Source organism: Nitrincola iocasae, assembly GCF_008727795.1.
GTDB lineage: Bacteria > Pseudomonadota > Gammaproteobacteria > Pseudomonadales > Balneatricaceae > Nitrincola > Nitrincola iocasae.
Map to the genome: position 1 here is coordinate 3,929,558 of NZ_CP044222.1, position 22,432 is coordinate 3,951,989.

Here is a 22,432-nt window from a genome sequence, read left to right on the forward strand (position 1 = left end):
CGAGCAATAGTCGCAGATGCCATGATAGGTGGATCAGTCGCTGACAGGGCCTTCAGTAATGGCTGAACGCATACGTCGACGCAGAATCGGTCCAATGATATACGGCAGGATTAAACCCAGAGCCGCAAATAACCATAGGCCTATTGCCAGAGGCGTACCCCAGAGAATACCCCAACTGCCATCAGAGATGACAAGAGCATGGCCCAGATTTTTTTCCATCTCAGGTCCCAGCAGCATACCCAGAATAATAGGTACCAGAGGGATTGCCAGCTTGCGCAACAGGAACCCGGCAACACCGAAGGCGACCATGAAATAGAGGTCAAAGGTGCTGTGACTGATGGAATAGATGCCCACGAAAGCAATCATGGTGACCATGGGTAGCAGATACATGGGTGGAACCGACAGCAGCTTGACAAAAAAGCCTACCATCGGAATGTTCATGATCAGTAACAGAAAGTTTCCGATCAACAAGGCGGCAATGACCCCCCAGACAATCTCGGCGTTCTGAGTGAACATCAAGGGTCCTGGAGTGATATTCAACGAGATCAGCATCGCCAGCAATACCGCTGTGGTACCGCTGCCAGGCACACCCAAAGTCAACATGGGTACAAGAGCACCGCTGGAGGCACCATTGTTACCCGCCTCTGGTGCTGCTACACCTCGCGGGTCACCTTCACCAAAGGTGGACTTTTTACCCAGATATTGTTTCTCCAGAGTATAGCTGATGAAGCTGCCCAGAGAAGCACCGGCACCTGGCAGTACTCCAGCAATAAAGCCGAGGATACCCCCACGGAAAGTGGTCGGCAGTATTCTGATAATATCCATGGGTTTTAGCAGAAGCTTGCCAACCTTGATCAGTTTACGCCCGGCTCCAGCTCGTTCTTCGATAAACAGCAGCAACTCTGAAATAGCAAACAGGCCGACTATAGCCAGAATAAAGTCTATGCCTTCAAAGAGCTTCAACACACCAAAAGTGTAGCGCTGTGTTCCGGTCGAGTGGTCAATACCCACGGTGGATATCATGATACCCAGTGCAGCCGCTACCACGGTTTTCATTGGGTTTTTGCCGGTGATTCCACCGAGGGTTGCGAACGCCAGCATAAACAGAGCAAAGTATTCTGCTGGACCAAAGGTCAGCGCAAATTTGGCAAGAATCGGCGCCAAAAGTATCAAACCAATAGTACCGATCAGACCACCCATAAAGGAGGCAATGGCGGATATGGCCAGAGCTTCCGCCGCTCGGCCTTTCTGAGCCATTGGATAGCCATCCAGACAGGTCATCATCGCCGGCTCATCACCGGGTATGTTCAGCAGAATGGAAGATATACGACCACCATACATCGCACCGGCATATACTGAGGTCAACAGAATCATGGCGGTTTCGGGGGACAAGCCCAGCGTAAAAGCCAATGGAATCAGAATGGCGACGCCATTAGCCGGACCGAGACCCGGCAAGGCACCAATTAATGTGCCAATAAAGGCGCCAATCATCGCAAACATCAGGTTTTGCGGTGTCATTGCCACAGCAAAACCTTGCATCAAAAACTGCAGAGTGTCCATCATTCAACTCCCGACAAGATGGCCACCTACTCGAACGCCAGCAAGCCCGCAGGCAAGCTCAACTCAAGCAGATTATTGAACAGGAAGAAAACCACCACGGCACTGACCAGCCCGACCATCAAAGCGCCTTTCCAGCGCGCACCCATGCGCCAGCACAGGGTGCAAACAGCCAGGGTTGTCGCCGGAATGAATCCCAGAGGCTCTAGCAGGAGGGCATAGAGCACCAGAATAGTCACTGCAATAACGAGTTCAAGCGCCGTGCGGCCTTTTGGCCAATGTTCATCGGGATCCGGTTTAACCATCAGGTAGCAGCTTGACAGTCCCAGCACCACCGCCAATATAGTTGGTAACGTATCTGGCCCCACCGCCTCATGGCCGCCAAAAGGCGGCGGCCATTGCTGGGCGACCCAGCCGTAACTTACGGCCAGGACGAACAACATGAGACCGAGCAGGCGATCTCCAAAAGACGTCATTGCAACAGCCCTATTTCACGAGATAGTTGTTCAATGTCAGCGACCTGATCGCGGACAAAGCTTTCGAACTGAGCTGCAGGCGGGTGGAAGGGAATCAAACCATTCTGCTGCATTACAGACTTCCACTCTTCGCTGGCATACAGGGTGTCGATGGCCTCTACCCAATAGGCTTGTGCTTCGGGATCAGCATCAGCCGGCATATAAAAACCGCGCCAGTTAGGGCCCAGTGCATCTATGCCTTGTTCACGAGCCGTCGGGATATTATCGAATTTACCCGGCAGACGCTCCTCAGACAATACCGCAATGACACGCAAGTCACCCGATTCCATGAAGCCGGTCGCTTCAGAGATATCACCGGTGAATGCATCAACATGCCCACCGATAACCTGAGTCATAGCCTCACCACCATTGTTATAGGAAAGGTAAGGAATGCTTGGCAGGTTATCTGCTCCAGCGGCCTTGGCTGCAATCAGAACTTTCAGGTGATCCCATCCGCCATTGGCACTGCCACCCGCGAATTTCACATTACGGGGATTGTCTTTTACAGCGTCCATCAACTGGGTCAGGTTCTCATACTCGGAGTCCTGAGCAACAGCGATGATGCCATAATCCGCACCCAGTGCGCCGACCCACTTGACCATGCCAGCATTCATATTAGGGAATTGCTGTTGCGCCAGTCGAGTAGTGGTGGCAGTTGAGGCCGCTACGATAAGGTTGGTGTCATCGTTGCGTTTGCTCACGGTGTGCGCAAATGCAACACCACCACCGGCACCAGCCATATTAGTTGTCTGTACACTACCGGGCACAAAACCCAGAGTTTCCAGCACATTGCCAACGCTGCGGCAGGTGAAATCCCAGCCACCACCTGGATCTGCAGGGGCGATACATTCGACTTTACCGGTGGGCTCCCAGGCAAACGCAGAGAAACTGACAGCAGAGGCTGCCAATAGACACAGGGTTTTTTTGAACATCGAGTTGTCCTCTTGGTTATTTTTATAGAGTTCCCCACTAGGTGCGGGGACAGATGCTTTTATTGGTGGCACAACTTTAGGCAGCAGGCACTCAGGAGGAAAGATTCTGTAAGTAATGCCTTTAATGGATAAAAACCGCGTTTTGTTTATATTGTTCACAGGTGTTTTACGCTACTATCAAACTTTACTTACCCATAAAATAATAATGTCTGATGCGCCACTACTTGTGTTAAGAAAACTCAAATTAAAAACCCGTATGATTCTGGTACTGGGATTGGTCAGTGCCATTCAAACCGGACTGATCGGCGGCTTTGCCTGGTATTATCTCAGCGACTCTCTGGATGATGAGATCGGGCAGCGTGCCTTAATGGTGGCCAAAACCATTGCCGCCATGCCCGAGATCATCACCGGTGTGCAAAACCGGGATCAGGCTGCACTCAATGCACTTGGCCACAAACTCGCTACGACCAACGAAGCCTTGTTTATCGTCATTGGCGATAAAAACAGCATACGTCTGGCTCACCCGAACCCGGATCGACTGGGTCACTCCATGGCCGATGATGATGGTGATCAAGGTACTATTGCCCTGGTCGAAGGACTCGGCTATATCGACAAGGCGTTAGGCAGCCTAGGCCTCTCCATGCGCGGCAAAGCACCTATCTTCGACCTGACAGGTGAAGACATCATCGGCATCGTTTCTGTGGGCTATTCACTCAACCAGGTCCGATCGACCATTGCCCAATATAACCTGGTGCTGTTCTCAGTCATGGCGTTAATGCTGGTCGGCAGCGTGGTGGCGGCGATTATCATTGCCGGGCGCTTCAAACGTGCCATCTTCGGACTGGAGCCGGAGCAAATCGCGCGCTTGTTCGAAGAGCGCGATGCCACCTTACAATCGGTTCGTGAGGGCATCATTGCCATCAACCGCGAGGGTATTATTACCACTTTTAATCGCACCGCCATTGAAACACTGGGCTTGAACCCCGACACCCGCCTGGCTGGCCAACCCATTACCAAAGTGCTACCAGCCAGTGTTTTGCCTGCTGTATTGAGTAGTGGCCAACCGGAATTTGACCAGGAAGTCTGGCTGAACAATCGTCAGATGATCGTCAATCGCCTACCGGTCAAACAGGGCAATGAGATTATTGGCGTCGTTTCCAGCTTTCGCCCCAGAGATGAGCTGGATCAGGTCAGTCGCCAGTTGACTCGTATTCAGCAATACGCCGACACCCTGCGCAGCCAAACCCACGAGTACTCCAATAAGCTACATACCATCGCCGGTCTGATTCAACTGGGTGCCACAGACGAAGCCCTGGCGCTCATTGGCAGTGAAGTCAGCGATCATCAGGCGCTCATTCACCTGCTCCTGGAATCTGTTCCCGACCCACTGCTGTCAGGCTGCCTACTGGGTAAATACAACCGGGCCCGTGAAATGGGTCTGAAATTGATCATTGACCCTGGCAGCCGGATGCTTGAATTACCCGACACTCTGCCCAGAGATCAACTGGTTACCGTTATAGGTAATCTGATCGACAACGCCATGGAAGCCACTCGAATGCAACTGCCCCTTGGGGGTGAAGTTCACCTCAGCATGAGTGATCTGGGCCATGATTTGATATTCGAAGTAGAAGACCAGGGCACTGGAGTGGCGCCAGAAGATCAAGAGCGTATATTTGAAAAAGGCTTCACCAGCAAAGCAAGCAATAATCATGGCATTGGCCTGCATCTGGTGCGTAGCTTTGTCGACCAATGGGGTGGCTCCATCACTCTGGAAAATCTTACCGAAGGCGGATCACGCTTCACCCTCTACCTCCCCAAAACACCGACACAGTCCATGACGGTTATGGAGACCCACTGATGATACCCATCCGTTTATTAATTGTGGAAGACGACCGACAGATTGCCGAGATACAACGCCGTTTCGTTGAACGCCTGGAGGCGGTGGAACTCTGTGGTATCGCTCACAGCCTTGAAGACGCAAAAGACCTGATCGATGTAATGAAACCGGATCTGATGTTGCTGGATGTGTATTTCCCTGAAGGCAATGGCCTCGATCTGTTGCGTCAACTTCGGGCCGGAAACAGTGCCACCGACGTTATTCTGATTACCGCTGCCCGCGAAGTCGAGACCTTGCGCAGTGCCCTGAGAAGCGGCGTATTCGACTATATATTGAAGCCACTGGTATTTGAACGCCTGGATGAAGCCATCAACAATTACCGTCAGCATCTGCTGACACTGGATGGACTGCAAAAAGTAGCACAAAAAGAAGTTGATGCCCTGCTGCCACGAGGACAACCACGCCAGGCACCCGGAACACCCCAGCGTCTACCCAAAGGCATCGATGCACTGTCGCTCGACAAAATCCGCGCCGTAGTGCAGCAAGGGGATGACTGGAGCGCCGAAGCTGTTGGTCAGTGTATCGGTGCGTCAAGAACAACGGCCCGTCGTTACCTGGAATACCTGGTGAGTACCGAAGAGCTCAGTACCGAAGTTCACTATGGCACGGTCGGACGACCAGAACGGCGCTATCGCCCGCGCTGACAGTGGCACCTATGCCACTCACGGTCCGGCTGACTAAAACCCTGCCCCAACACAAATAGTCATAGATTAAGAGTCATTGCTTTGACAATCCTGTGCTGAGCACTAATAATATATGGATTTTCATATATTTTAGAAAAGCAGTGGTTTTCTTATCAGTGTTTCCGTCAATAACAGCGCTAGCTTTCAACCTGACGAACCGCTTGTGGATAACCCATCAGGATATTGACTATGTCACATGAAAATTCAGCACAACAAGCCCCCTCCACCGAAAGCATGGGTATTTTTGGTCGTTTTCTATCGGTTTGGGTAGCTCTGGCTATTGTAGTGGGCATTCTGCTGGGTCAATTTGCTCCAGCTATACCCGAAGCCCTGGCAGCCTATGAGTATGCCCAGGTTTCCATACCGGTGGCGATGCTGATCTGGGCGATGATCTTCCCGATGATGGTGCAGATCGATTTTTCTGCACTGCTGGACGTTCGCAAACAACCGAAAGGGCTGGTCATCACCACGAGCGTCAACTGGCTGATTAAACCCTTCAGTATGTTTGCAATCAGTTGGTTTTTTCTCTTGGTGGTGTTCAAGCCCTTTATTCCGGAACATCTGGCCTATGAATACCTGGCCGGAGCCATACTGCTGGGGGCTGCGCCCTGTACCGCGATGGTGTTTGTATGGAGCTACCTGACCCGTGGGGATGCCGCTTATACCCTGGTGCAGGTCGCTCTGAATGACCTGATCATGCTGTTTGCCTTTGCCCCCATTGTGGTGCTGCTGCTCGGTATATCCAATATTCCAGTACCCTGGGATACGGTCGCCCTGTCGGTCATTCTGTATATTGTCATTCCACTAGGCGCCGGCTATTTAACCCGCATCACCCTGATTCGACAGCGTGGTCAAACATGGTTTGATCAGGTCTTTATGCCACGCATAGGTTCGGTAACGCCCGTCGCGTTGATCATCACCCTGGTGTTGCTGTTTGCTTTTCAGGGTGAAGTGATCCTTAACAACCCGTTACATATTCTGTTGATTGCCGTCCCGCTGATTATTCAAACTCTACTCATCTTCCTGTTAGCCTACTATTGGGCAAAAAGCTGGAAAGTGCCGCATAATATTGCCGCTCCTGGCGCCATGATCGGTGCGAGTAATTTTTTTGAACTGGCCGTTGCTGCCGCGATTGCCTTATTTGGCTTACAATCAGGTGCAGCCCTGGCTACGGTGGTGGGGGTATTGGTTGAAGTGCCACTGATGTTGGCACTGGTTCGTTACGCCAATCGTACCAGAGGTCAGTTCGTCAACAATCCGCCCAGCTAAGTATGTTTTTAGAGGTAGATCGATATAGAGGGTGGCATCTTCAGCCTGATGGCAGAAGATTATCAACCGGTTCCTGTATCAAAACACATGCAATGAGTGCGCTTTCAGACTGAGGGTGACGGGCATCCCCTCATGCAACTGCTGACGTTCGACATAATGCACCGGAATAAAAAAGCTTAAGGGCAGCTCAGGTGCATGATCGGGCAGGACGCGGACGCTGGCATGTGGCCCCATTAATACCAACTCGGTAATAGATCCAGCGATGGGGTTTTCACTGTCACCCGGAACCGGACGATCCGGGCGTTGAAGCAGAATACTCTGCGGTGGGGCAATCCAGGTGACCTGATCACCGGTTGCATACTCAGAGGGCTGGTTAACCTTTATTGAACGTCCCGCCCAATCCAGACTAAGCCCCTCCTGCCCGACAGCGGCAACTCTCGCTGAAAAGATATTCTGCATACCCAACAGCCGCGCGACATCCGGGCTGGCGGGGAGCTGCATCAGACGCGTTGGATCAGCACACTGCAGCAACTGCCCGTGGTGCAACACACAGATGCGGTCCGCCAGTTGCAGCGCTTCATCCAGATCATGGGTGACCAGTAACATGGGAATATCGATCTGTTTACGCAACAACGCCAGTTCGCGGCGTAATCGAAACCGGGTCACCTGATCTACTGCCGAAAAAGGCTCATCCAACAGTAACAGATCAGGCTTTGACGCCAGCGCACGAGCCAACGCTACCCGCTGGCGCTGACCACCGGATAGCTGCGATGACAGTCGGTTATGCAACCCCGACAGCTTGACCCGCTCCAGCCAGCCAAGAGCGGCTGCTTGGCGTTCTTGTCGCGGCAGGTGTGACATGGCCAGGGTCAGGTTTTGCAGTGCAGTCAGGTGCGGAAACAGCGCATACTGCTGAAATACCATCCCCACCCGTCGCTGCTCCGGTTTGAGGCAGATGCGTTGCGGACTATCCAGCCAGACACGTCCCTGACAACGAATTTGCCCCTTAACATCGGTGTAGAGACCCGCCAAGGCACGCAGCAGTGTGGTTTTACCACTGCCGGAGGGTCCGATCAGCGCGACAATTTCACCCGGCGCACAGCTCAGATCCATCTCCAGCGGGATCTGGCCCAGTGCACGCAGACTCATTTCCAGACCCGGATTCATAAATGCCCCTTGTCTGAGTGGCGCTGAGTCTTCCACTGCACCAGCAACAAACTGACAAATGCCAGTGTTAACAGGAGTAACGACATCTGACCTGCAGCGGTCATATTAAGTGCCTGGACTTCATCATAGATGGCGATTGACAGAGTACGCGTTTCGCCTGCGAGATTGCCACCCACCATTAACACCACACCAAATTCTCCCAGGGTATGGGTGAAGGTCAGCAAAAACGCACTGAGCAGACCGGGCCAGGCCAAGGGGAGCTCTACACGCCACAGGGCCTGCCAAAAATTCAAGCCACACACCCGTGCCGCATCGCGTACATCCGGGTCGATGGCGGCAAAGCTGTTCTGCACCGGTTGAATGGCGAAGGGCAAATTGGCGACCAGTGACACCAGCAGCAGGCCTTCAAACGTAAAGGCCAACTGACGTCCTGTTAACCATTGCCAACCCGCCCCCAGCGGAGCATCCGGCGCGATTGAAAGCAGAAAATAGTACCCCAGTACGGTAGGCGGCAATACCAGCGGCAGAAAAATCAGACTTTGAATAAAGGGCCGAAAAGGCAGTTGGCGCACAGCCAGTGCTCGCCCTAAAAAGATACCGACAGGAAACAACAATACGCTGGTCCAGAAGGCCAGCTCCAGTGAAATCTGCAGAGCCTGCCAATCCATCAGTCGGGGAGTCCAAAACCGTGGCGCATTAAAATCTGTTTTGCTTCTGGCTGTTGAATATAGTCAAAGAAGGCCTGCGCCGCTTGACTGGCATTATTGATTAGCGCTGCGCGTTGAGTCAGTGGAGGATGCTCCGACTCGGGAATAAGCCAAGCTCGGCCCGGTAGATCCTCACGTCCACTGAGCAACGGCCAGGCCACCACACCCGCTTCGGCGGCACCCGAAAGTACGAACTGGACGGCTTGTGAGGCATTTTCGCCCAGTACGCGGAAACTGCTAACCTGTTCAGCTTTACCCAATCCCGTTAGCCAACCCATGGCAGCCACACCATAGGGCGCGTGTCGGGGATTGGCAATCGATAGTTTGGCGGCATCCGAGCGCGTATCTAACCAGTGTTGAAAAGCTATGTCTGCCTGATCAGTCTCTAGCGTCTGACGACTATAAAAGGCGATTCGACCGAGTGCATAATCATAGGGCTGCCCCATGATTAGCCCTTCTGATGCAAGCCGATCTATATAGGCGGCATCGGCTGAAAAGAACAATTCAAAGGGCGCACCTTGCAGCAACTGGCTGGTAAATACGCCGGATGAGCCGAAGGTTAAGCTGATAGAGTACTGCGGGTAATGTTGATGAAATTGTTCGGCTATCTCGCGAAGCGCCTGTTGCAGATCGGCAGCAGCAGCCACGCGTACTGATGCTAGTATCTGGACACTGGTGGCCATGCAGAACAAAAATAACAGTCCCGCCAAGCCAACACGCTGGAACCATCTATGCTTAATCATTCATATCAACCCACGGGTTCGGAGTAACGTCGATGCTATTATTCACCGATGGCCGGTAAGCATCAAACGGGCGCGGCACATGACAGCAGACATTGCCGACTTCATTAAAGCGCACCTGGCAGTTGGTGACCAGCAATCGGCGTAAGCGCTGACGTGCCCGACGCAAGCGCGCCTTGGTCGCGGTTAGTGTCAGCCCCTGTTGCTGTGCATAGTCTAGTTGCGCCATGCCTTGTAGATCACAGGCTTCTATGATTTCACGGTCAGTCGGCTCTAACTCACGGATATTGCGTCTTAGGCAGAGATCCAGTTCATCAATAGCATCCCTGTCAGTCTCGGGTTGCGGGTGTTCAGGATTCAGCTCGGTCCAGGGCCTGGATCGACGATAGCGATCAATCAAGCTATTTTTAGCCACTCGAAATAACCAGGCTTTGGGGTTTGCCAGCTCACAAAAGCCTTTACCCTGCTGCATGGATTTAACAAACACATCCTGAAGACAGTCATCAGTTTCATCGACATGTTGTAACTGATGATACAAAAATGCCCGCAGCTCTTTTTCATGGAGCTGCCAGGCACGTAACACACACTCGAAATTAAGCTTATTCATACCTGATCAGACCAACAGGCTGGCCACCTCATCCGCACTGGCGACCTTACCTTCAATGACGATTTCATCATCAATGGCCAAAGCCGGTGTTCGCATAATACCCGCATCAATAATATCATTGGTATCAGTTACTTTGACTAACTCATAGACTATACCTTTGTTATTTGCGGCCAACTCGGTATTTTCGGTTAACTGCTTACATTTCGCACAGCCACTGCCATAGATAGTAAATTTCATCTTGATCTTCCCCTCATTAATTACCTGTTTATAAACACACTACCACCAATTACCGTAGATAAACCCGGTAATTGTCGCCATCACAACCACCAGCGCACAGTAAACCAGGGTTTTTTCGGTGCCCAATATGGTTCTGATCACCAGCATATTGGGTAAAGATAAAGCAGGGCCTGCCAAGAGCAAGGCCAGTGCCGGTCCTTTCCCCATACCGGCGCCCAACAGTGCTTCAACGATCGGCACTTCTGTCAGGGTAGAAAAATACATTAATGCCCCCAGAACAGAGGCAAGCATTGTTGAAACCAGTGAGTTATCGCCCACGGCAGCCGCCACCCACTGCGATGGAATAATGCCTTCATGACCGGGACGTCCCAGGGCAAAACCCGCCACAAACACACCCGCCAGCAGTAGCGGCAGAATCTGCTTGGCAAAATCCCAGCTTTGTACTGCCCATTCTCGATCCTGATCGCGCAGAGATGAGATCAACATTAACCCACCAATACCGATGACAAAGGGCAATTCAGGTATTGATGGCATCATCACCGCAAACGCGGCCACAATGCCAGCCAGGATCAGCATCGGCAACATCGGCCACTGCCAGTGCCAAACCAACAACGCAGCTAAGCCAGCCGACAATAGCGCTGTAATCGGCCATTTCCAGGCATAGATCTGCATCCAGACCGGGCTGTCAGCCGCTGCCCAGTTGGCAAATACCAGAATACCCACCATCAAGGCAAAAAACAGCGCGACTATCCCCATGGGTTTATCGCTACTACCGCCAGCAAAACCACGTTTATTGGTGATTGAACGCTGGGACTCCTCCTTGCGATAGATAAAATGCATGATGGTACCGATCACCAGGGCAAAGACGATGGCGCCCACGGCGCGAGCGATACCAATTTCGGCACCCAATACCTTGGCGGTGACCACCACAGCCATCACATTGATGGCAGGGCCGGAATACAGGAAGGCAATCGCCGCACCCAGGCCAGCACCGCGTTTATAGATACCACCAAACAGGGGCAACACGGTACAGGAGCATACCGCCAACAGGGTTCCTGATACGGAGGCTACACTGAAAGCGACCGGTTTTGAGGCATCCGGCCCCAGGTAACGCATCACCGCATCCTGGCTTAGATAGGTGGCCATCGCACCGGCAATTAAAAAGGCGGGCAGCAGGCATAAAATCACATGCTCACGTGCATACCAGTTGGTCAGCCTGAAAGCCTCCAGTACCGCATTATCAAAGCGCTCGGTACCGGCAGGAATAAAGTAGATCAATAAGAATGCCGCTATCATCAGTAGCAACACCAGCCCTTCGCGAGGGTTGCTTCGATACAGGGCCAAAAGACGGCTATACACGGCAGAACTCCTTGGTGTCTTGTTCATCCTTGACGGGTTAACTAGCTCCTACAGTATAGAAGACGCACAAGACACTAAAAGGATGCATAACACTTTAGAAGACGGGAAATAATAAATGCACAACACACCCCGTTATGTTGCAGTCAATTTTAATTTTCAGCGGGTTTTAGGCTCTCAGGTCTACCGGGCGGCAGGGCGAAAGAAATCAATACGGCTAGCACCACCATCGCGCTGGACACCCACAAACAGGGTTCTAAGCCCCAGTTCATATAGATCCAGCCTGATAGAAGTGTGCCTATTAAGCGTCCCATGGCGTTGGCCATATAATAGAAACCCACATCCAGTGATACGCCATCACCACGTGCAAAACTGACAATTAAATAACTGTGCAGGGACGAGTTAACCGCAAATACCACGCCAAAACAGAGTAAACCTATCACCAACACAGTGCTGGGTGGCCATGACAAAGTGAGTCCATATGCAATCAGTATTGGGAAAAAAGCCAACAAGCCACCCCAAATAACCACGTCACTACGTCCGGGAATTCTACCGCTGCGTTTACCAGTAAAATAAGGCGCAATGGATTGGATGACACCATAGCCAATCACCCAGCTTGCCATAAAAAAACCCACTTGCCAGAAACTCCAATCCAGCACTTCTTTCAAAAACACCGGTAATGCCACCACAAACCAGACATCACGGGAGGCAAATAAGAACATGCGAGCGGCCGCCAAGACGTTTATTGCTCGACTTTTTGAAAAGATGTCGGTGAACTTGGGCTTTTGCTTCATGCGTCCCAGATCCTGTTTCAACAACAGCATCGACAACAACCACACGAGCGTCAGCATGATTGCCATAGCCAACACGGCACCGGTAAAACCAAGTACGCTCAGCAACACCGCGCCCATAAAGAAGCCAACGCCTTTGAGCGCGTTTTTCGATCCGGTTAAAATCGCAACCCATTTATACAGCGTGCCCTGGGCATTTTCAGGTACCAGATGCTTAATCGAACTTTTGGCACTCATTTTATTCAGGTCTTTGGCAATACCCGACAAGGCTTGAGCAACCATCACCCATACGACGGTCAGCCAGTCGCTCGGTACTGTCAACATCAACAGTGCAAAAACTTGTAACCCCAGCCCCATATTCATGGTGCGGTTAAGACCCAATCGGGCTCCCAGCCATCCACCCACAAGATTGGTAACAACACCAAAAATCTCGTAAAAGATGAATAAAAAAGCGATCTGCAGGGGGCTGTATCCCAACTGGTTGAAATACAGCACCACCAACATGCGTAAAGCACCATCAGTAAGCGTAAATGCCCAGTAGTTACCGGTAACAACCAGATACTGCTTAACCCCTGCTGAAAGCCCTGCCAACATGATAGTTACTCTTGATCCATGACGCCGACTTTACGACCCAGCTCGACCATTCTTAAGGCATAGCCCCATTCATTGTCATACCAGGCATAGATTTTCACATGCGTTTCATTGACCACCATGGTGGATAAAGCATCAATGATGCTGGAGCGGGAATCACCGCGGTAATCCACAGAAACCAGTGGACGCTCTTCGTAACCCAGAATGCCCGCTAAAGGGCCTTCGGCTGCAGTTTTGAGCAACGCATTTACTTCTGTGGCACTGGTAGGACGTTCAACTTCAAAGACGCAATCCGTTAGCGACGCATTGGCCAGCGGTACACGCACGGCGTGACCATTAATTCGGCCAGCCAGTTCAGGGAAGATTTCAATAATGGCTTTTGCCGATCCAGTCGTTGTCGGAATCAGGCTGCTACCACAGGCTCTTGCCCGACGTAAATCCTTGTGAGGTGCATCCAGAATGGTTTGGGTATTGGTTAAGTCATGAATGGTGGTCATGCTGGCATGACGAATACCTAAAGACTCATGTATCACTTTAACCACAGGCGCCAGGCAATTGGTGGTACAGGAAGCGGCTGTGACGATTGGATGTTGCAGTGGATCATAGAGGTGATCATTGACGCCCATCACCACATTCAGCACACCCGGCTCTTTAACCGGCGCCGAAACCACAACGCGCTTAACGCCTTGATCCAGGTAGACTTGCAACTGAGCCTTGGTTTTCATCTTGCCTGAGCATTCGAATACCAGATCACAGCCTGACCAGTCATTACCCTCAAGGGTTTTTTCCTGCGTTACTCGGATGCGCTTGCCTGCGATCACCAGTTGACCATCTTCAGCACCTGCTTCATGACCCCAGCGACCATGTACCGAATCGAAGTTAAGCAAGTGGGCCAGACTCTCGGCGCCAGCGGCCGGTTCATTGATCTGGACAAACTCAAATTCTGGCCAATCCCAGGCCGCCCGCAATGCCAGACGCCCCATACGACCAAAACCATTGATACCTACTTTAATCGCCATCGATCCGTTCTCCACAGTATATATGCATGTAAGTATATGCTAGCTTGGCAGGAATATATGACAAATAGATGACAAAAAAGCCCGTTCTCCAAAAGAAAACAGGCTTAATATAGATCGAACACTACTAGGTTCAATTATCGCGAACGATCGCTTGCAACTCTTCATCATTGGTATGGCGAACATTACGTCCTTTTACGAAATAAATCGTATACTCACAGACGTTGCGGGCATGATCTCCGATACGCTCAATTGCGCGCCCTACCCATGTCATTTCGACCATTCGGGTAATATTACGAGGATCTTCCAACATATAGGTCATATTCTGGCGCAGGATCGCCTCATAATCACTATCAACTTGCTTATCTAGCAAGGCCACCTTCAGGGCTTCATCGGCATCCATTCGACGAAATGCACTCATTGCTCCGTGCAGCATCTGGGTAACGTGACCACCCATGGTTGCAAATTCATGGAACTCTTTAGGAGGCAGCACGTTATTATCCGACTTAGCCGCCATACGGGCAATACGTTTTGCCTGATCACCAATACGCTCTAGATCTTTGATAGTCTTGATTACCGCAATCACTGCACGCAGGTCACCCGCGGCAGGCTGGCGCTTGACTAGTACCTGCACACATTTATCATCAATCTCTACTTCCATATCATTGATTGAGGTGTCGGCACTGATTACTTCTTGAGCTAAAGCAACATCGGCATTGATGAAAGCATTTAAGGCTCTCTCCACCTGCTGAATCACCAGCTCACCCATGGCCAGAACATCATTAACGATTTCATTCATTTCGGCGTCATACGCCTGGGAGGTATGCCCATCAACACGTTGATTATTCATTCTTGCTCCTGCTGATCAACCGAAACGGCCGGTTATATAATCTTCGGTACGTGAATCTTTTGGATTAGTGAAGATCTCTCGCGTTTCATTGATCTCAACCAGATCCCCCAGATGGAAAAAGCCGGTTTTGTCAGACACGCGCGCGGCCTGCTGCATATTGTGTGTTACGATGGCTATGGTGTAGCTGCCCTTGAGCTCATCAATCAACTCTTCGATGATCGACGTAGCAATGGGATCCAAAGCGGAACAAGGTTCATCCATTAAGATCACTTCAGGGCTGACCGCAATCGCCCGTGCAATACATAAACGCTGCTGTTGCCCACCCGATAGACCAGTGCCTGGAGCATCCAGACGATCTTTTACCTCTTTCCACAGACCCGCACGCTGCAAACTGGTTTCAACTATCTCATCCAAATCACTTTTATTGTTATCAACCAGGCCATGCAAACGTGGACCGTAAGCGATGTTTTCATAAATGGACTTAGGAAAGGGATTGGGTTTCTGGAATACCATGCCCACCTGCGCCCGCAACTGAACCACATCCAATTTTTTGTCGTGAATATCACGGCCATCCAACAGGATTTCGCCCGTAACACGTGCCGAATCAATAGTGTCATTCATGCGGTTGAAGCAACGCAAAAACGTCGACTTACCACAACCGGATGGCCCGATAAAAGCCACTACTTCATTTTCATACAGATCCATATTGATGCCATGCAGAGCTTCAGTATCACCGTAGAATACTTTGACATCACGGGCACTCATCTTGATGGTGCTTGAGGTTGCAGAGACCTTTTGCTTATCATCAAAACTCATCTGCATGGCACCCATCGTTGGCTGTTCCATTTTCATCTCTCTCACCACCGTGTTTCAAAATGTTTGCGCAGCCAGATGGCTACAGCATTCAACGAGATCATCAGCGCCAGGAGTACAACAATGGCTGCCGAGGTTCTCGCCTCGAAAAAATTACGTAGCTCATTACCCTGCCACAGAAAAATCTGCACTGGTAAAGCTGTCGATTGCTCAAAAGGGGTTGCTGGCACACTGGCAACGAAAGAGCTCATCCCAATCAGCAGCAAGGGTGCCGCTTCTCCCAGCGCCTGAGCAATACCGAGAATCGCTCCAGTCAAAATACCCGGTATCGCCAAAGGCAATACATGATGTAACACGGACTGCACTTTGGAAGCACCAAGGCCCAGCGCGGCTGAACGAATCGACGGTGGAATTGCCTTTAGCGTCGAACGCGTAGCGATAATAACCGTCGGTAATGTCATCAAGGTCAGTACCAAACCACCGACTATCGGGGCAGAAAGCGGTAACTTGAACCAAAGGATAAATACCGATGCACCGAGCAAACCAAACACAATGGAAGGTACAGCCGCCAGGTTATTGATATTCACCTCGATGAGGTCAGTTAACTTGTTCTGTGGTGCAAACTCTTCAAGATAAATCGCCGATGCAACCCCGATGGGCACGGCAAGGAACATCACAATTAACATCATCATCAATGAACCCATGAAGGCGCCAGCCAGACCTGCAGACGCTAAAGAGCTACGTGAGTCAGGATTCATAAATAGCGATGTGCTAAAGCTATTCTCAATCACACCTCGGTCTACCAGCTCATCAGCCCATTCCTGCGTTAAGGTTGAAATCTGCTGTTGTGATGTAGGTAAATCACGGTCAACATTTCCTTTAACCCAAACATCAATGTTAGCATCAGCCAACATTGTCAACCGCTGCGTTGTCCCTATAATAGACGGATCATCTCGTACCATATCACGTAAAGCAAAGCGCTCACCAGAAGTGACTAATTGCATCGCATCACGCGGGTGATCAGCCGCTTCGGGGATCTCTTTGGCAATCGCATTTAGTATAATTCTATTAAAATTAATAAAGCCCAACTGCGTCTGCCATGCCAGGAAGCGCTGATTAAACTCGGCTTCGGACTCACTCTCCATGCGAACAGGCTTTTCATCTATCTTAATAAGCTGCTCATCAAAGTGTACATCAAGGGTGATATGCGCTTGCCAAAACGCAGGCACACCTTTCGACAAGATGGTGATGAATAGCAGTGCCACAAAAGCCAGTGCCGCGACAACGGCTGCAACACCCATCATTCTAAAGCGTTGTTCTTGAGAATGACGCCGCTTCAGCGACTTTGTAACACGCTGTTGCATCAGATCCCGTTTTTTCGCCAAGTCAGTTTGATCTGGCAGATTCACTGTTTCAGTATTCATAATTTACTCGTACTGTTCACGGTATTTACGAACGATAACCAATGCCACAACGTTCAGACATAAGGTGATCACGAACAGAGTCAAACCCAAAGCAAAAGCTACCAGAGACTGCGGACTAGCAAAGTCCTGGTCACCTGTCAGCTGATTGACGATGGTCACCGTCATAGTAGAGACAGCCTCAAAAGGGTTTGCTGTAAGTATAGGGCTGTTGCCCGCTGCCAATACTACAATCATGGTTTCACCGATTGCTCGACTGGCTGCCAACAAGATCGCACCGACAATCCCCGGCAATGCCGCTGGAAATACCACTTTGCGAACGGTTTCGGATTTGGTAGCACCGAGTCCCAAGGATCCATCTCGCATGGCTTTAGGTACTTGGGTAATAATGTCATCAGATAAGGATGAAATAAATGGAATAATCATAATCCCCATGACAATCCCAGCTGTTATCGCAGATGTTGCGCGAATCTCTAACCCCAGTGTCGCACCCATCATTGACAAGAAAGGCCCCACCGTCACCAAAGCAAAAAAACCATAAACAATCGTTGGAATACCCGCTAAGATTTCAATAATAGGTTTCGCAATTGCTCTTACTTTAGGATGCGCATACTCAGCAAGATAAATCGCCGTCATCAACCCCACTGGTACAGCCACTAATAAGGCAATGATAGCAATCATCAGAGTGCCCCAAAGCAGTGGCAACATACCAAAACCACCCTGGCCTCCAGTCCCTACGGTTGAGAAGCGCGGGTTCCAAGTGGTTCCAAAAAAGAAGTCCATGGGACTGACGAATGAAAAGAAGCGCATCGCTTCGCCAAACATAGAAAAGACTATGCCAATCGTGGTCAAAATCGCTACCGTTGAGCAGGCTATCAAAAGGAACCGAACGACACGTTCAACAGCGTTCCGAGCGCGTAAATCCGGATGAATACGCTTCAAATTAAAGACAAGTGCGGCAGCGGCAACCGAGGCCATCAATGCCAACATTAACAAATTCCCTGTGGTTTTTAGCTTTTGCATATGTTCTGCAGCCGCTAATTCATAGGGTAATGCTTCATCAGTCAGGCCAAAGCCTGTGGATAAATTTGTAATTCTTTGCAGCACATTGCGTATATCATTATTGCTACCGGCTACAACTTCTGGTGGCAACTGTGCAACCACCATTGATTCGATAATACCTGGCTGTAAAAAAGACCAGCCTAGAAAAATGATAGCCGCTGGCACCACTGTCCAAAGCGCCAGTAAGGTTCCATGATATACAGGCCGTGAATGCAATCTAATTTTATCACCCGATGTTGTGACAGCGACCTTACGACTGCGTACCAGTCCTACTTGATAAACAAAGGCCATCATCATCAACAGTACAGCAATCAGTGCCAGGTTACTCATATCGGCTCCAGCGTCGATAAGGTTTCATTTACAACGTTGTGCATAAACATCCAGTACAAAAAAACCGAGAATGCAGTGACATTCTCGGTTTTTTTAGTAGCGGGTTGCTTAGTCCAGTAATGTCTGAGACATTACAGCTGCAGTGATCGCATCACGCTCTGTCATGTCCATAGGAATCAAACCAGCTTCTTCCAGAATGCTCCCCATACCACCGATCTGCTCGCTCAGGAAATACTGAGCATATTCCAACAAACCAGGGATCACACCAACGTGCTGATTTTTGATGTAGAAGTATAAAGGGCGAGACACTGGATACTCACCAGTACCAATAGTTTCCAGGCTTGGAGTCACACCACCAACTGTCGCCACTTTCAGACTATCGCGGTTTTGATCATAAAAGCTCAGACCAAATACACCCAGCGCATCTTTCTGAGCATCCAGACGAGCCAAAGTTTCAGTGTAGTTACCAGCAATTTCTACAACACGACCGTCAGTACGAATGGCATTACAGAAGTTAGACTTGGCTTCTTTTTCCATCGCCTGAACTTCTTCAAAAGTTTCACAACCAGGGTGAACTACTTTTTCTTCGTAGACTTCACGAGTACCGTGGTTAGAGCCAGGGATAACCAGTACGATTTCCTGATCTGGCAGTGAACTGTCGATCTGTGACCAGCGAGTATAAGGGTTGGCTACCATTTCGCCATTCTGTGGAATCTGCGCAGCGCCAGCCAGGAATACATGATGCGGCTCAAGTGCAAAATCACCACTATCTGTACGTGAAGCAAATACGATACCATCGTAGCCAATTTTAACTTCAATAATCTCGGTTACGCCGTTTTCAGCACAGCTTTCCACTTCACTGGAACGAATTGCACGTGATGCGTTGGCAATATCAATGGTGTTTTCACCAACACCCTGACAAAACTGGCGCAAACCGCCACTGGAGCCACCCGAACCGACAACAGGCGTGTTAAACTGTGGGAAAGAGTTACCAAACTCTTCAGCAACAATCGAAGCAAAAGGCAGTACAGTTGAAGAACCAGCGATCTGAATGGTATCACGCGCCATGGCTGGTGCAGTGAAAGCAACGGCAGCAGCTGCGGTCATCGCGATGGCGAGAGCTTTGTTACGAAACGTCATTGAGGCATCCTCGTTTAGTTTTGTTAATACGACCCGAATGCTGTTCAAATGATCATCCAGGTCGCTAATTCTTACAAGGTGGTATTCTGACAAGGATATATTTCAGAAAAGTGAAAGAAATGTTACGTTTTTGTTACAGAGGAATCGCCCTTAGTAAATCGCTGATGTTGATGTTGGTGTTGATTAGCCAATACACCCTGGCTGTCACCGAAACCTCTCCCCTGCACGGAGTTATTTCAACTGTGGGATCAGATACTCTGAGCCGTTTGATCAGCCAGTGGAGTGAAGCTTTCCAGCAGCGCCATCCGCAGATATTACTTGAGCTGCATACCGGTGGCTCATCCTCAGCAGCCACCGCGTTGATCAGTGGTACGACTTTACTCGCTCCGATGAGCCGCCGCATGAGTTCACAGGAATCGCGTCAGTTTCAGGCCAACCATGGCTACGCCGTAACCGAAGTGTCGTTAGCTGAGGATCGTATCGCGGTCTTTGTGCACCCGAACAATCCTCTCAACCATTTGACACTGACACAGCTCGATGCAATCTTTTCATCAACCCGTCTGCGAGGCCACTCAACCCAACTGACACACTGGAATCAGTTACAGGCTAGCGCCACTTGGTCCAACCGCCATATTGCCGTATTCAGCCGTAGTGTCACCTCCGGCACCTATGGTGATTTCCGCGAACTGGCCTTGGCCGGTGGTGATTTTATTAATCGCCTGATCGAACTGCCTGGCTCCATCGCCGTGGTCCGCGGTGTCGCTGCCACCGAAAATGCTATCGGCTTCGCCAGTGTTGCCTACCAAGACCCAAACATTAAACTGCTATCCTTACAAACACAGGCTGCATCACCACTCAGTCATCCACTGGATAGTAATGCACCTTATCCCCTCGCTCGTACCCTCTACCTTTATATTAATCAGCCACCTGATGCGCCCTTGCCCGCTCATTACCTCGCTTGGTTGCAGTTTATCTTCTCAGCCGAAGGGCAAGCCATTTTACAGGCCTCAGGCTTACGTCCTCTGACAGTAAACCGGCATGAAACACAGTTACAAATTTTTGAGGCAGATGCTTCATGACCCAACCGCGCCGGCATCTGTCCCCAGGCTATCAACGTTACCGACGCATCAAAGATAGACTGATACGCCAGTTGATTCGCCTGGCTGCAACCAGTGTGATCCTGGCATTAGCCAGTCTGTTTCTATTCCTGTTCTGGGAAACTCTGCCTTTATTTGGGTCTGCTGATATGCGTGAGGAATCTGATACCCAGCAAACAGTCAAGTTCGTCCCGTCATCTGATTTTCAACCATCGCCACCCATCCCTTCTGGCAGCAATCTCTCAGCTCATGCCATCTGGCTTTATGGTCAGGCCTCGGTGATTTTGGTCGATTCACAAGGCCAGATCAGCCAGTGGCTGATCAACCCCTTGCAACCTGAAAGCTCAGAAATGATTTTGGCAAAACAGTTTCCAATACAGCGCACAGACACCCGGCTACTGGCGCTGCCCGGTAGCAAGGGGTTTATCAGCTACGATCCCTCCGGGCTGATTCGGCTGTACCATGCTACTAGTGGCAACATGTTGGCCGAGTACCAGAGTCAGTTATTACCTTTGGAGCAGATACATGTCTCTGAAAATGGCGGCCATATTCAGTTACAAAATACAATTGGACAACAGCAAACCCTGCAACTGCACAATCCCCATCCAGATTTTTCCTGGTCATTGCTGTGGAAACCCTGGCTCTATGAGGGCCATCAACAGGCCGATTACATCTGGCAAACCTCTGCTAATACAGACCGTTTTGAAGCCAAATACAGCTTCGTCCCGCTGTCAATCGGAACCTTAAAGGCAGCGGTTTACGCCATGATGTTTGCTATGCCGCTGGCTATCTTGGCTGCCATATATACCGCCTGCTTTCTGAGCGAACGAACTCGGGCCTGGGTAAAGCCGGCGGTGGAGTTGGCTGAAGCTTTTCCTACCGTGGTATTGGGCTTTATCGCCGGTCTCTGGCTGGCGCCTCTGCTGGAACAGCATCTTGCTACCGCGCTCAGTCTGTTGCTGCTGACTCCCTTGTTGTTAATATTGATCCATGCTTTGCTCTATTCGACAGGTTTACTCAAAGAGTCGCAAACAACTCAGTGGTCAGGCCTTCCTCGAATATTAATCCTGCTGCTGGTTGCGCTCCTGTTGGCCTGGCAGTTAGGGCACTGGCTAGAACTCTGGCTGTTTAAGGGCAATATGATTGAATGGATGACGACTCAAGGGATAGATTATCAACAGCGCAACGGCCTGGTGGTCGGGCTGATGATGGGGTTGGCTATCATGCCGGTGATTTTCTCTCTGACAGAAGATGCTCTGATCAGTGTTCCAGATAGTTTGCGCCAAGGTGCTATGGCACTCGGCGCCAGTCCGTGGCAAGCGGTTATCCGTGTTGTAGTCCCCACTGCAGCGGCGGGAATTTTTGCAGCCATCATGATCGGTACTGGACGGGCACTGGGTGAAACGATGATTCTATTGATGGCCAGTGGTAACAGCCCGGTCAGTGATTTCAGTCTGTTTGAAGGCATGCGTAGTCTGGCGGCAAATCTATCTATAGAAACACCTGAAGCCATGCAGAGTTCTACCCATTACCGGGTTTTGATACTTTCAGCCACTCTATTGTTTTTATCAACCTTCATAATGAACACTCTAGCCGCAGTGGTTCGTGAAAACCTTTATCGTCATTACAGGCATTTTTGAGGTGATGCATGCGA

The 22,432-nt window shown here is 50.5% G+C and carries 21 protein-coding genes; 5 read left to right on the plus strand and 16 right to left on the minus strand.

Annotation, left to right across the window (positions count from 1 at the left end; translation table 11 throughout):
* Nucleotides 1-33 precede the first annotated feature (33 nt).
* From F5I99_RS18120 to F5I99_RS18130, 3 genes are read right to left on the minus strand one after another with little or no spacing between them, the layout of a single operon-like run.
* Nucleotides 34-1,560, minus strand: coding sequence for a tripartite tricarboxylate transporter permease (locus tag F5I99_RS18120; protein ID WP_151059348.1), 1,527 nt, complete (start codon nucleotides 1,558-1,560; stop codon nucleotides 34-36).
* Between the two features lie 26 nt (nucleotides 1,561-1,586).
* Nucleotides 1,587-2,033 carry a tripartite tricarboxylate transporter TctB family protein gene (locus F5I99_RS18125; protein ID WP_151058486.1) on the minus strand — a complete coding sequence of 149 codons (447 nt, stop codon included), beginning with the start codon at nucleotides 2,031-2,033 and terminating at the stop codon, nucleotides 1,587-1,589.
* Complete coding sequence (locus F5I99_RS18130; RefSeq protein WP_151058488.1) at nucleotides 2,030-3,004, minus strand: Bug family tripartite tricarboxylate transporter substrate binding protein; 975 nt, start codon at nucleotides 3,002-3,004, stop codon at nucleotides 2,030-2,032. The genes F5I99_RS18125 and F5I99_RS18130 overlap by 4 nt, the downstream gene beginning before the upstream one ends.
* A 226-nt stretch (nucleotides 3,005-3,230) precedes the next feature.
* Here F5I99_RS18130 and F5I99_RS18135 point away from each other — a divergent pair, with 226 nt between their 5' ends.
* The 3 genes from F5I99_RS18135 to arsB all read left to right on the plus strand — a co-directional run bounded on the left by F5I99_RS18135 (nucleotide 3,231) and on the right by arsB (nucleotide 6,853).
* The gene (locus F5I99_RS18135; RefSeq protein WP_325063000.1) at nucleotides 3,231-4,862 is read left to right on the plus strand and encodes a sensor histidine kinase; all 1,632 of its coding nucleotides are present in this window, start codon (nucleotides 3,231-3,233) and stop codon (nucleotides 4,860-4,862) included.
* Nucleotides 4,862-5,545, plus strand: a complete 684-nt coding sequence (locus tag F5I99_RS18140) for a response regulator (protein WP_151058492.1) — start codon at nucleotides 4,862-4,864, stop codon at nucleotides 5,543-5,545. Before F5I99_RS18135 ends, F5I99_RS18140 begins: the two co-directional genes overlap by 1 nt.
* 228 nt (nucleotides 5,546-5,773) lie before the next feature.
* Nucleotides 5,774-6,853 (plus strand): ACR3 family arsenite efflux transporter, encoded by a 1,080-nt coding sequence (gene arsB / locus F5I99_RS18145; protein WP_225307471.1) that lies wholly within the window; start codon nucleotides 5,774-5,776, stop codon nucleotides 6,851-6,853.
* 78 nt (nucleotides 6,854-6,931) lie between these two features.
* On the opposite strand, the gene F5I99_RS18150 is transcribed toward arsB, so the two are convergent.
* From F5I99_RS18150 to F5I99_RS18210, 13 genes are all read right to left on the minus strand, one after another.
* Entirely contained in the window at nucleotides 6,932-8,020 is a 1,089-nt protein-coding gene (locus F5I99_RS18150; RefSeq protein ID WP_151058494.1) for an ABC transporter ATP-binding protein, read from the minus strand.
* Nucleotides 8,017-8,688 carry a molybdate ABC transporter permease subunit gene (modB, locus tag F5I99_RS18155; RefSeq protein ID WP_151058496.1) on the minus strand — a complete coding sequence of 224 codons (672 nt, stop codon included), beginning with the start codon at nucleotides 8,686-8,688 and terminating at the stop codon, nucleotides 8,017-8,019. The genes F5I99_RS18150 and modB overlap by 4 nt, the downstream gene beginning before the upstream one ends.
* The gene (gene modA, locus F5I99_RS18160) at nucleotides 8,688-9,470 is read right to left on the minus strand and encodes a molybdate ABC transporter substrate-binding protein (protein ID WP_151058498.1); all 783 of its coding nucleotides are present in this window, start codon (nucleotides 9,468-9,470) and stop codon (nucleotides 8,688-8,690) included. Before modA ends, modB begins: the two co-directional genes overlap by 1 nt.
* Nucleotides 9,463-10,074, minus strand: coding sequence for a sigma-70 family RNA polymerase sigma factor (locus tag F5I99_RS18165; protein ID WP_151058500.1), 612 nt, complete (start codon nucleotides 10,072-10,074; stop codon nucleotides 9,463-9,465). The genes modA and F5I99_RS18165 overlap by 8 nt, the downstream gene beginning before the upstream one ends.
* 6 nt (nucleotides 10,075-10,080) lie before the next feature.
* Nucleotides 10,081-10,311, minus strand: coding sequence for a thioredoxin family protein (locus F5I99_RS18170; RefSeq protein ID WP_151058502.1), 231 nt, complete (start codon nucleotides 10,309-10,311; stop codon nucleotides 10,081-10,083).
* Nucleotides 10,312-10,350: 39 nt separating this feature from the next.
* On the minus strand, nucleotides 10,351-11,670 hold the full coding sequence (locus F5I99_RS18175; RefSeq protein ID WP_225307472.1) for a permease: 1,320 nt from the start codon (nucleotides 11,668-11,670) through the stop codon (nucleotides 10,351-10,353).
* Nucleotides 11,671-11,819: 149 nt separating this feature from the next.
* Nucleotides 11,820-13,052: an organoarsenical effux MFS transporter ArsJ gene (gene arsJ, locus F5I99_RS18180; RefSeq protein WP_151058506.1), complete on the minus strand. Its 1,233-nt coding sequence runs from the start codon at nucleotides 13,050-13,052 to the stop codon at nucleotides 11,820-11,822.
* A 5-nt stretch (nucleotides 13,053-13,057) separates the two neighbouring features.
* The gene (locus F5I99_RS18185) at nucleotides 13,058-14,068 is read right to left on the minus strand and encodes an ArsJ-associated glyceraldehyde-3-phosphate dehydrogenase (RefSeq protein ID WP_151058508.1); all 1,011 of its coding nucleotides are present in this window, start codon (nucleotides 14,066-14,068) and stop codon (nucleotides 13,058-13,060) included.
* A 130-nt stretch (nucleotides 14,069-14,198) separates the two neighbouring features.
* Nucleotides 14,199-14,915, minus strand: a complete 717-nt coding sequence (phoU, locus tag F5I99_RS18190) for a phosphate signaling complex protein PhoU (RefSeq protein WP_151058510.1) — start codon at nucleotides 14,913-14,915, stop codon at nucleotides 14,199-14,201.
* A 15-nt stretch (nucleotides 14,916-14,930) separates the two neighbouring features.
* A complete protein-coding gene (gene pstB, locus F5I99_RS18195) occupies nucleotides 14,931-15,737 on the minus strand; it encodes a phosphate ABC transporter ATP-binding protein PstB (protein ID WP_407670362.1) in 807 nt (268 codons plus the stop codon).
* A gap of 35 nt (nucleotides 15,738-15,772) precedes the next feature.
* The gene (pstA, locus tag F5I99_RS18200; RefSeq protein WP_151058514.1) at nucleotides 15,773-17,152 is read right to left on the minus strand and encodes a phosphate ABC transporter permease PstA; all 1,380 of its coding nucleotides are present in this window, start codon (nucleotides 17,150-17,152) and stop codon (nucleotides 15,773-15,775) included.
* Between the two features lie 3 nt (nucleotides 17,153-17,155).
* Nucleotides 17,156-18,541: a phosphate ABC transporter permease subunit PstC gene (gene pstC / locus F5I99_RS18205; RefSeq protein WP_151058516.1), complete on the minus strand. Its 1,386-nt coding sequence runs from the start codon at nucleotides 18,539-18,541 to the stop codon at nucleotides 17,156-17,158.
* A 108-nt stretch (nucleotides 18,542-18,649) separates the two neighbouring features.
* Entirely contained in the window at nucleotides 18,650-19,681 is a 1,032-nt protein-coding gene (locus tag F5I99_RS18210) for a substrate-binding domain-containing protein (protein ID WP_151058517.1), read from the minus strand.
* 119 nt (nucleotides 19,682-19,800) lie between these two features.
* On the opposite strand from F5I99_RS18210, the gene F5I99_RS18215 reads away from it, so the two are divergent.
* Both F5I99_RS18215 and F5I99_RS18220 read left to right on the plus strand, forming a co-directional pair.
* Nucleotides 19,801-20,760, plus strand: a complete 960-nt coding sequence (locus tag F5I99_RS18215; RefSeq protein WP_151058519.1) for a phosphate ABC transporter substrate-binding protein — start codon at nucleotides 19,801-19,803, stop codon at nucleotides 20,758-20,760.
* Nucleotides 20,757-22,418, plus strand: a complete 1,662-nt coding sequence (locus F5I99_RS18220; RefSeq protein WP_151058521.1) for an ABC transporter permease subunit — start codon at nucleotides 20,757-20,759, stop codon at nucleotides 22,416-22,418. Before F5I99_RS18215 ends, F5I99_RS18220 begins: the two co-directional genes overlap by 4 nt.
* The last annotated feature ends 14 nt before the right edge of the window (nucleotides 22,419-22,432 follow it).

What these genes read in the sequence shown, in the direction of transcription:
- modA (WP_151058498.1), bottom strand. Translation starts at nt 9,470, where the DNA reads ATGATTAAGCATAGATGGTTCCAGCGTGTTGGCTTGGCGGGACTGTTA.
- F5I99_RS18120 (WP_151059348.1), bottom strand. Translation starts at nt 1,560, where the DNA reads ATGGACACTCTGCAGTTTTTGATGCAAGGTTTTGCTGTGGCAATGACA.
- F5I99_RS18165 (WP_151058500.1), bottom strand. Translation starts at nt 10,074, where the DNA reads ATGAATAAGCTTAATTTCGAGTGTGTGTTACGTGCCTGGCAGCTCCAT.
- F5I99_RS18150 (WP_151058494.1), bottom strand. Translation starts at nt 8,020, where the DNA reads ATGAATCCGGGTCTGGAAATGAGTCTGCGTGCACTGGGCCAGATCCCG.
- F5I99_RS18185 (WP_151058508.1), bottom strand. Translation starts at nt 14,068, where the DNA reads ATGGCGATTAAAGTAGGTATCAATGGTTTTGGTCGTATGGGGCGTCTG.
- phoU (WP_151058510.1), bottom strand. Translation starts at nt 14,915, where the DNA reads ATGAATAATCAACGTGTTGATGGGCATACCTCCCAGGCGTATGACGCC.
- F5I99_RS18125 (WP_151058486.1), bottom strand. Translation starts at nt 2,033, where the DNA reads ATGACGTCTTTTGGAGATCGCCTGCTCGGTCTCATGTTGTTCGTCCTG.
- F5I99_RS18170 (WP_151058502.1), bottom strand. Translation starts at nt 10,311, where the DNA reads ATGAAATTTACTATCTATGGCAGTGGCTGTGCGAAATGTAAGCAGTTA.
- F5I99_RS18215 (WP_151058519.1), top strand. Translation starts at nt 19,801, where the DNA reads ATGTTACGTTTTTGTTACAGAGGAATCGCCCTTAGTAAATCGCTGATG.
- F5I99_RS18220 (WP_151058521.1), top strand. Translation starts at nt 20,757, where the DNA reads ATGACCCAACCGCGCCGGCATCTGTCCCCAGGCTATCAACGTTACCGA.
- arsJ (WP_151058506.1), bottom strand. Translation starts at nt 13,052, where the DNA reads ATGTTGGCAGGGCTTTCAGCAGGGGTTAAGCAGTATCTGGTTGTTACC.
- pstC (WP_151058516.1), bottom strand. Translation starts at nt 18,541, where the DNA reads ATGAGTAACCTGGCACTGATTGCTGTACTGTTGATGATGATGGCCTTT.
- modB (WP_151058496.1), bottom strand. Translation starts at nt 8,688, where the DNA reads ATGGATTGGCAGGCTCTGCAGATTTCACTGGAGCTGGCCTTCTGGACC.
- F5I99_RS18130 (WP_151058488.1), bottom strand. Translation starts at nt 3,004, where the DNA reads ATGTTCAAAAAAACCCTGTGTCTATTGGCAGCCTCTGCTGTCAGTTTC.
- arsB (WP_225307471.1), top strand. Translation starts at nt 5,774, where the DNA reads ATGTCACATGAAAATTCAGCACAACAAGCCCCCTCCACCGAAAGCATG.
- pstB (WP_407670362.1), bottom strand. Translation starts at nt 15,737, where the DNA reads ATGCAGATGAGTTTTGATGATAAGCAAAAGGTCTCTGCAACCTCAAGC.
- F5I99_RS18210 (WP_151058517.1), bottom strand. Translation starts at nt 19,681, where the DNA reads ATGACGTTTCGTAACAAAGCTCTCGCCATCGCGATGACCGCAGCTGCT.
- pstA (WP_151058514.1), bottom strand. Translation starts at nt 17,152, where the DNA reads ATGAATACTGAAACAGTGAATCTGCCAGATCAAACTGACTTGGCGAAA.
- F5I99_RS18140 (WP_151058492.1), top strand. Translation starts at nt 4,862, where the DNA reads ATGATACCCATCCGTTTATTAATTGTGGAAGACGACCGACAGATTGCC.